Origin of the sequence: uncultured Tenacibaculum sp. (assembly GCF_947502995.1) — a bacterium.
Taxonomy (GTDB): domain Bacteria; phylum Bacteroidota; class Bacteroidia; order Flavobacteriales; family Flavobacteriaceae; genus Polaribacter.
This window is the reverse complement of sequence record NZ_CANNBW010000027.1, coordinates 53,334-63,198: the sequence shown is the minus strand read 5'-3', so window position 1 is coordinate 63,198 and position 9,865 is coordinate 53,334. Positions and strand designations below refer to the sequence as shown.

Sequence of the window (9,865 nt, the reverse complement as noted above, 5' to 3'; positions counted from 1 at the left end):
TTCGCTTTTTCTTGGGTACAGTGTTATTCATAAAATAAGTCTAAATTGTGTAAACTTATTTCAGGACGGGACATATATAATTAAAAAAGCTCGCCAATGGCGAGCTTTTTTCTTTTTTCCCTAATATTTAAACAATATATCCCACACAAATACCTTCTTCTCCATTCGGAGCTGCAAAACATTCCATAACACATCTTGGGGTAAAACTTATGCAATCTGAAGCTGTAAAACATTTTTTACTAACTGCACATTTATAAGGAGCAAATCCTTTTCCTCCTTTAATCTCTTGTTGTGCTGCTTTGTTTAATGTTTGTACACCAGGTAAATTCAATAATTTTTTCATTTTTATTTTATTTTAGATTAATATTGTTTTTAAATATCTTTCAATTATAGAATGGAAACAACGTTAAACTCATGAACGTAGCTTATCAATTCATTAAAGCTCTACTCAAAATGAATTAATAATTATTTCAATAAAAAAAGGCTCTTCCTACGAAGAACCTTTATAATATTATGATAATTATGTTAGTGCAAAACTATCTACAGTTTCTACTCCCAGGTAAAGCAATTACACATCCATAATTTCCTTTATCATCGTAACCACAACATCTTCTCGGATCTATAGAAGCACAAATACTATTACTACATTTTCCTCCTCCGGTGAGTACATTACTTTTACCACCAATGATTTCTTTTTGAGTTCTTTTATCTAACAATTGAGTTCCTTTTAGATTTACTATTTTTTTCATGATTGATATTTTAAAAATTCTATACAGTAAAAATGGAATATTTACATAGTCTTCACAATATAAAATTCATCATCGCTCTGTATAAATTCACGAACGTTCTAAATATAATTACACAAAAAAAATCCTCTTACAGATACGTAAAAGGATTGATTTATTATATATAATTTAATTAGCTAAAAACTCGGTAAAATCTTCTATGAAAGAATATTCAGAATATGTACACCCTCTTTGATTTAACTGTGCTCTATTAGGTCTTGCTATAATTATATTACCTCGTGTAGTAGAATTTACCTCAGATTTTTCTAATCTACAACCTATGGGGTTCACATAAGACTCATTAGTTTCTATATTTGTAAATGGATGAGCTGAAGAAATAATAATAGGAAAATCGAAATTTAAATACTCTTCATTTATTCCATTTGGAAAATATAACTCTATACAGTTTTCATTTAAAATAGAATTTAAGTAAAATTGAAACGAACTTTCTTGTACTGCATACAATCCTTTTTCTAACGTTGGAGGTTCTTCTTCTTCTTCTGGTTTACCGCAATAGTAAAAACCAGAGCCGTAGTAATAAAAATACTCTGTTCTAAAAGCATTATAAAAAACATTATCAGAAAAAGTTGTGCTTAATAGCTCTTCTAATTGAATCGTATTTACTGATGCTTGATGATTATTATCTAAAACTTGTAAAAAGTAATCTTTAGCTTCGCTATTATTGAGTATCGTTTTAGATATTAAAAGAGAAACAGAATGAAAGAGATTTTCATCAAAATTTATTGTTGTTTCTCCAAATCCTGAATTACTTCTATTATTTAAATTTAAAGCTTTATTAATCGTTTGTTGATCATTCAATTCATTTAACACATCATTTTCTTGAGAACATGATATCAAAAACAAAAATGATGTAATAAATATTATGGTTGATTTATTCATGATGTATATTTTTAGTTGAAACTAAATATTTAGATCTAGCTATTATGATGATTTACATAAAAGCTTTTTTAAAATTCATTTACGTTTTCAGATAATTCATTTACGTTTTCTTACTTATGAATTGAAAATTTCCTGAATAATAAAATCTTTTTTTCTGCTAGAAACTGGCACTTTAAGATCTTCATTAATTATTAGTAAGCCATTCCTGTTATACTGAATTACATGGTTTTTATTAACTAAATATGACTTATGACATCGTATGAATATATCTTTAGAAAGTAGTTCTTCCATCATTTTTATAGGTTTAGAAACTACTATTCTATCTTTTTTTGTGAAAAAAGTGGTATAGTTACCTTCTGACTTACAATAGAAAATATCTTCTTCATATACAATATAAATATTCTCTAAGGTTTTTAAAATAATACGTTTTTTACCAGATGTTTTAGTGAAGTGTTCTTTAGAAACTTCTACAGATTCTTTTGTGTAATTATTTTTATTGAATTCTTTAACTACTTTATTTACTGCTGTATTAAACTCGTCTTCATCAATAGGTTTTATAATATAATCTAAAGCTCCAACTTTAATCGCTTTAATAGCATGATCATCAAAACCAGTTATAAAAATTAAATTCAGTTCTTTATAGTCTATTTGAGAAAGAATATCAAAACTAGTTCCTTCTTTTAAATGAACATCTAAAAATAATAAGTTTGGTTTTTCTTTATTGATAATTTTTATAGCATCCGATACTCCTTCTGCTTCTCCGACAATCTCAATTTTATCTTGAAAATTATTCTTGAGTTTCTCTCGAATTAATTCTCTGATATAAACCTCATCATCAATCAAAATTACTTTAATCATTATTAGTTAATTTATAGGGGATTAAAAATTTCACATATACTCCACTCTCTTTTTTATTCAACTCTTTTTTATCGAATGTAATAATTTTTTGTTTTGTAGTTTTATATATGAAGTTTGATATTAAATCTGTAGAAACCGAGTTTTCAGATTTTGACCTGTCTTTTTGGATACCAATTCCGTTATCTTCAATGATACACTCGATAAACTTACCTTTTAATTTTAAATAAATTCTTATGTAACCTTTATAATCAATTTTTGAAAAACCATGCTCTATGCTATTTTCTATAAAAGGTTGTATTAACATTGGAGGTATATATATTAAATCATCTTCCTCAAAGTTTTCAACTTCAATTTTAAACTCGAAGCTATTTGGAAACCTGAACAATTGTAGTTCTAAATATTTCGTCAATAATTCTAATTCATCTTCAATTAATACATAATTCAATAAAGAATTATTTAAGACTAGTCTTAATAATCTCGAAAACTTTGTAAGATAATTTGCTGCTAAATTCTGATCATTTTTAAATTGATTTTGAATTACAGATAAACTATTAAATGAGAAATGAGAATTCATTTGTGAACGTAATAAACGTTGATGCAATTGAATTTCTTGACGTTCAAAAGCAAAATTTCTTTGTCTATAAAATAAATATCCAATTATCAATAGTAAAACTACAATACTTGAAAAAGCAATGAGTTTAATATTTCTAGATTCCAGTTGAATATTATTCACAATTGCTTTATTTTTTTCCGCTATAGCTCGCTTCTCTTTTTCATTAGCTAATTGTAATGCATACAATTTTTCATTTATTTTCTCCTCTTGCCTATTTGTACTTTCCTTTATAAATGATAAATATTCCTTTAAAACTTCTGCTTCATCCTTCTTTGTTCTATAATTCAATAAGAAACGATATTTAGTGTAAGAGTTTATATATTTTTTCTTTGTGTTGGTGTTTAATAATGCTTTTGTAGAATCTAAATACTGAGCAGTTGTATTATATTTTTTTATTGTTAAATATGCTTCAGTAATATTATTATATGCTTCAATTAGATTATTATTGAAGTCTATTTTGCTTTCATAACCTTTACTCTGTAATCCTTGTTTTTTAGTGAATTGAATCACTTTTTTATAATAAGAAATAGCCTTATTATAATCTTTATTGTAGAAGTTTAAAATGGCGTATCTTCTGTAAATTTGACGTTTGGAATCGATACTACAATCAATTGTAAGTAAACTATCTAATATTTTAGTCGCTTTTTTCTTCTTTTTCAAATAATATGAGAAAATCCTAGACTTAGCAATAGCAGTGATTACATACATATCTACATTACCTATTTCCTTTGCTATTTTAAGAATCTTATTATTATATTCTAACGACTCTTTATAATTACCAAATACTAAACTTTTACGAGCTAAATAATTATAAGCATAAATAAGATCTTTATTAAACTTAGCTTCATTGGAAACTTCAATAAAATCTTTTGCTAAACTTATTCCATTTGCAATATTTCCTTTGAGGTTTTCCATCTCCCAAGTAGTTCTATAAAACACAATCGCTCTAGAACTATTGTTAGGTTTCTTTAGTGAAGAAATTGTTTTATAAAGATAAAATCTGGCTGAATCTAAATTATTTTGCTTCTTATAATAATTCCCTTTTAAGAATAAGTTTTCTAAAAAAAGAGAGTCATTAATTTTAGGATTTTTATCGAAGATTTTTTCTGCTTTATTAATGTAAAAAAGCACAGAATCTTTACTTCCTTTCTTAGATTTATATTGAAACTGTTTAATTGACTCTAATTTAATTTCTGTATGATCTAACTTAAGATTAGAATTACAACCTATATACAATAAAAACAGCAAGAAAAAAGCCCCAATTTTCTTCATTTAACCTCTTTAAAATCATCAAATTTAATTTTTTCAGATTAATTAGTTACAAATCTTAACGTTCGTATACCTTAATTGTTCATATAAATAAAAAGACTCGCCTAATGACGAGTCTTAGAAATTTACGTATTAAAAAATAAGCATTACTCTTTTACTAATGCTTTAGTTCTTCCAAAATACCAGATATATGCATAACAAATTAATGTTAGGATAAATGCAGTTTTAAATCCGAAATTATCGATTAATCCTCCGAAAATAAAAGGTACGATTGCTCCTCCTACAATTGCCATACAAAGTAATCCTGAAGCTTGAGCTTTTAAATCTCCTAATCCTTCTAAACTTAAAGTAAAAATAGTTGGGAACATGATAGAATTAAATAATCCTACAGCTAAAATTGACCACATAGAAATTAATCCTGTTGTTGTAATAGAGATTAAAATCATAGCTACAGCTAAAATTGCAAAAATTGCTAAGACCTTACCCGGAGAAATAATTTTTGTTAAATAGGCTCCTATAAAACGACCAATCATTGCTCCACCCCAATAGAAAATCACAAAAATTCCTAGTAAAGATTTTGGATCGGAATTTGAGAATGTCTTATTGAAAACACTAGCAATGGTATTTGCAATATTCATCATCGTTTCATTTTGAGAAATGATAGTTGCCAAATTCATGTCTTGGAAATAATTCACTAAAAAACTTCCTATAGAAACTTCTGCTCCTACATAAACAAAAATCCCTAATGCTCCAAGTAACATTACTTTATTATTCAGTAATGATAAATAGCCTCCTTTCGGACTTTCTTCCATCACTTTTGGCAACTTTATAAATGAAAATACTAGAGCTAAAACTCCAATAAAACCTGCAATAAATAAAAATGGTGTTTGTACTGTAGCTGCCTCTGCTGCGTAGTATTCCGTTTTTGCAATTTCTGATAATTGCTCAATTTCTTCTGATGTTTTTACAGTATCACTTAATAAAAATAAAGCTCCTACAATTGGTGCTATAGTTGTTCCTAAAGAATTAAATGCCTGTGACAAATTTAATCTACTTGAAGCTCCGTTTTCATTTCCTAGTAAAGCTACATAAGGATTTGCAGCTACTTGTAAAACTGTAATTCCACCAGCTAATGTGAAATACCCCAATAAGAATACTGAAAAACTTCTGTAAGAAGAAGCCGGATAAAATAACAAACAACCTAAAGCCATTATTGTTAACCCTAAAACAATTCCTTTTTTGTAGCCAATTTTACTTAATAGTTTACCTGCAGGAACAGAAACGAAGAAGAAAGCTGCAAAAAATGCAAACTGAACTAATACTGTTTTTGCATAAGACATTTCGAACACATCTTTTAAACGAGGAACTAAAGAATCTACCAATACTGTGATAAATCCCCATAAAAAGAATAAAGTGGTTAAAAATATAAAAGCTGTTTTGTAAGATTTATTGGTTGTTGTCATAAATTATGGTTTGTCTTTTAAATAAAAATCTGATTTAATGTTTTTGTATCCGTTATTATCAAACTTGCTATAACTAAACCATTCGTGAATAGCATAACTTCCTATTTCTCCTTTCTTATTCATTGCGATGTAACAAACTTGAAAATTTTTAAAATCGCTATTAGGCTTTGTTACAATTCTTTTAATCGCTTCTTCACAAGCTTGTTGTGGTGACATTCCTTGTCGCATTAATTCTACAATTAAAAAACTTCCTACTGTTTTTAAAACTTCTTCACCTAAACCTGTAGCTACAGCTCCGCCAACTTCATTATCGATAAATAATCCAGATCCAATAATTGGTGAATCCCCTATTCTACCTCTTAGTTTATAAGCTAAACCACTTGTTGTACATGCTCCTGAAAGATTTCCTTCGGAATCCATTGCTAACATTCCAATGGTATCGTGATTTTCAATATTAATTATCGGTTTGTATTCTGATTTCACTTTCCATTCTTCCCAAGCTTTTTTAGAATCTTCTGTTAAAAGATCTTCTTTTGGAAAACCTTTTGAAACCGCAAATTGCTCAGCTCCTTTCCCTGATAATAATACGTGAGGTGTATCTTCCATAACCTTTCTAGCTACAGAAATTACATGCTTAATATTTTCTACGCCAACTACAGCTCCATAATCACCTTTTTCATTCATAATACAAGCATCTAAAGTCACAAAACCATCTCGGTCTGGTAAACCTCCAATTCCTACAGTTTGATTCTTAGGATTTGCTTCTTCTACTCTACATCCTTGTTCAACCGCATCTAGAGCTGTTCCTCCGTTTTGTAAAACTTTGGCTGCTGCGTTAACAGCTTCTGGTGTATTCCAAGTAGCTATTACTAAAGGTTTATTTACAGTGGTAACTGTTTGAACTTTTACTGGCTCTTCAGGTTTCTTTTCTGTTTTACAACCTGTGATTAAGACAGTAGCTAACAAACCTACACTAAATAACGTTGCTTTATTTATCATTTTTCTTCCTTTAGTTCTATTATTTTATCATTATTTCATCAATAAATATCCAAGACTTACCATTATGCTTGTATCCTAAATGCCATTCTGGTAAATCACCTAATTTTTTAGCTATAACTTTTACATATCTCACATTACTTCCTTTCAAATGCATTGTTACTTCTTTGATACTTGTATTTTCTTTAGGTTTTGCTGAATCAATTTTTAAATCAGCTACTTGCTTGTACGTTTTTCCATCTACAGAAGTATAATATGAAACTGATGTTGGTAAGAATATCCAACTACGTTGATCTTCTAAATAATTTGTACTAATACTTTCAACCCATTTTTCTTTTCCTAAATCGACAGTTGCAATTACATCAACATTAGAATATCCTTGCCAAGTTCCAGTTCTAAAATCTCTCGCTCCTTTTATTCCATCTATTAGTGCATTATCACCTCCAGCATTATATTGATTTGCATATGCTCTTTCTAAAGAAATTTTAATATTTGGATCAATTTTCACAAAGTTTGTTTCAATAACTGCACTTTTAGTATCGCCTATTTTTGCATAAGCTGATAACTTTGTTTTTTCTGAAAGTTGAATTGGTTGCTCGTATTTTTTAAATTCTCCATCATTTAATTTAAAATACACTTCAGCATTTGTATCAGCATTCGCTAATACAACTTGGGTATTTCCTTTAAATGCTACTTCTCCTTTTTCTATGAATGGAGCAGGAACAATTAAATGATCTTCTATACTACTCTTTGGTAAAGCATTTTCTTGAGTTCCCCAATTACTTGGTGAATTTGTCATTTCAAATTCTAAAGAACCTCCGTTTACAATTTCCTCATGTGTAATAAAAGTTCGATCTAAAGTTTTACCATTTAATCTTGCGTTTTTAATGTATTTATTTTCATCGCTGATTCCTTCAGCAACTACTGTAAATGTTTTACCGTTTTCTAAATGAATTGTAGCTTTTTTAAGTAATGGTGTACCAATGATATATTCATTAGAACCTGGCGTAACAGGATAAAATCCTAACGAACTAAAAATATACCAAGCACTCATTTGTCCGCAATCTTCATTTCCAGAAATACCATCTGGAGCATTGGTATACTGTTCTGTAAGAATTTGATATATCTTCTCTTGTGTTTTGCTTGGTTTCCCTACATAATTATATAAATAAGCCATATGATGACTTGGCTCATTTCCGTGTGCATACTGACCAATTAATCCGGTAATATCTTTTTGATGACGACCTGAAGTATTTGATTCAGCAGCAAAAAGTGTATCTAAATTCTTTTCTAAAACAGAAGCTCCGCCTAATAATTTAATATATCCTGAAATATCATGAGGAACATAATTACTGTATTGCCAAGCATTCGCTTCAGTATAATTAAAGTTTACTTCATACGGATCGAAAGGTGCAAACCAAGTATTTCTAAATCGTCCTCTCATAAATTGCGTTTTCGGATCGAAGATATTTTTGTAATACTGTGCTCGTTGAATATATTCTTTATAATCTTCTTCTTTTCCCATTTGTTTAGCCATCTGAGCGATTGTCCAATCGTCGTAAGCATATTCCAATGTTTTAGAAACCGATTCACTTTCTTCTTCCACAGGAATATATCCTAAAGACTTGTAAGACTTTAATCCTAACTTATCTCTTGTAGCAGAATGTTTCATTGCTAGCAACGCTTTTTCAGCGTCGTAATCTTTAATTCCTTTTAAATATGCATCCGCAATTACTGGAACGGCATGATAACCAATCATACAACCTGTGTAATTTGCAGATAGATCCCAAATTGGCATAATACCACCTTCGTCATACTTTGCTAAAAATGTATTGATGAAATCATTTGTTCTATCTTGCTCAATAATCGTATATAATGGATGCGTTGCTCGATAGGTATCCCAAAGAGAGAAAACTGTATAATAATCGAAATCTTTCGTTTCATGAATTTTTAAATCCATTCCTCTGTAACGACCGTCAACATCTTGATATAAATTCGGAGCAATCATTGTGTGATACATCGATGTATAGAAATTGACTTTATAATCTTCGTTATCACTTTCAACAACTATTTTTCTTAATTGCTTTTCCCAAGTTTCTTGAACTTCTTTTTTAACTATTGAAAAAGTTTTATTTCCTATTTCTTGTGCTAAATTCTTTTTCGCTCCCTCAATATCTACTGCAGAAATTCCTATTTTAACATAAACTGGTTCGTTATTTGGGTTAATAAATTTAAATGAGGAAATTCCTTTAACAACTTTAATATCCTCTATAGTTGATATTTTACTATCTATTTTAACAGGACTCAAAGAGTGCGAAAATTCTATGTAATAAAAAAGTTTTTGATTTGTAGCCCAAGCTTTCGAAAAGCGGTGTCCTTTTATAATTTTATTATTTTTAATCTCAAAATTTATGTTTCCTTCTAATAATTGATCACGATGTTCAATATCTACTGTGATAAATTGGTTTTCAGCAGAAGGAAATTGATACTTATGCATTCCACTACGTTTAGCAACAGTAAGTTCAACATCAATATTTGTATCATCTAAATGTACTTTGTAAAATCCTGGCTCTGCTTTTTCTTTATCATGTGAAAATTTAGAACGATAACCTTCTTTACCATCTGCTCCATTATTAAAAGTTACTTTATTTGTTGGCATCAATAAAATATCGCCATAATCAGAAACACCAGTTCCGCTTAAATGTGTGTGCGAAAATCCGTAAATATATTCATCAGAATAATGATAACCAGAACAACCATCCCAACCATCTAAGCGTGTATCTGGACTTAATTGCATCATTCCGAAAGGCATTGTTGCTCCTGGATATGTATGTCCGTGACCACCAGTTCCTATAAAAGGATTAACATAAGTTAATAACGATTTTGTATCTTGTGCAGGAGAAATTTCTCGCTTTTTACAACTAATAATTGAAAAAATAACTAGTATAAATAGCAGTTTACTAAAATTCATTTGGTTTTGT

Annotated in this window: 8 protein-coding genes; all 8 read right to left on the bottom strand. The window is 29.0% G+C overall.

What is annotated here, in order from left to right:
• Window positions 1–127 precede the first annotated feature (127 nt).
• Window positions 128–343, bottom strand: a complete 216-nt coding sequence (locus tag Q1A46_RS18750; RefSeq protein WP_299682703.1) for a hypothetical protein — start codon at window positions 341–343, stop codon at window positions 128–130.
• 193 nt (window positions 344–536) lie between these two features.
• Complete coding sequence (locus Q1A46_RS18745) at window positions 537–749, bottom strand: hypothetical protein (RefSeq protein WP_299682701.1); 213 nt, start codon at window positions 747–749, stop codon at window positions 537–539.
• 165 nt (window positions 750–914) lie between these two features.
• Complete coding sequence (locus tag Q1A46_RS18740) at window positions 915–1,685, bottom strand: hypothetical protein (RefSeq protein ID WP_299682699.1); 771 nt, start codon at window positions 1,683–1,685, stop codon at window positions 915–917.
• Window positions 1,686–1,799: 114 nt separating this feature from the next.
• On the bottom strand, window positions 1,800–2,543 hold the full coding sequence (locus tag Q1A46_RS18735; protein WP_299682697.1) for a LytTR family DNA-binding domain-containing protein: 744 nt from the start codon (window positions 2,541–2,543) through the stop codon (window positions 1,800–1,802).
• A complete protein-coding gene (locus tag Q1A46_RS18730; RefSeq protein ID WP_299682695.1) occupies window positions 2,536–4,428 on the bottom strand; it encodes a sensor histidine kinase in 1,893 nt (630 codons plus the stop codon). The genes Q1A46_RS18735 and Q1A46_RS18730 overlap by 8 nt, the downstream gene beginning before the upstream one ends.
• A gap of 143 nt (window positions 4,429–4,571) precedes the next feature.
• Entirely contained in the window at window positions 4,572–5,888 is a 1,317-nt protein-coding gene (locus Q1A46_RS18725; protein ID WP_299682693.1) for a sugar MFS transporter, read from the bottom strand.
• A gap of 3 nt (window positions 5,889–5,891) precedes the next feature.
• On the bottom strand, window positions 5,892–6,887 hold the full coding sequence (locus tag Q1A46_RS18720) for an isoaspartyl peptidase/L-asparaginase family protein (protein WP_299682691.1): 996 nt from the start codon (window positions 6,885–6,887) through the stop codon (window positions 5,892–5,894).
• 19 nt (window positions 6,888–6,906) lie between these two features.
• A complete protein-coding gene (locus Q1A46_RS18715) occupies window positions 6,907–9,855 on the bottom strand; it encodes a GH92 family glycosyl hydrolase (protein WP_299682689.1) in 2,949 nt (982 codons plus the stop codon).
• Between the last annotated feature and the right edge of the window lie 10 nt (window positions 9,856–9,865).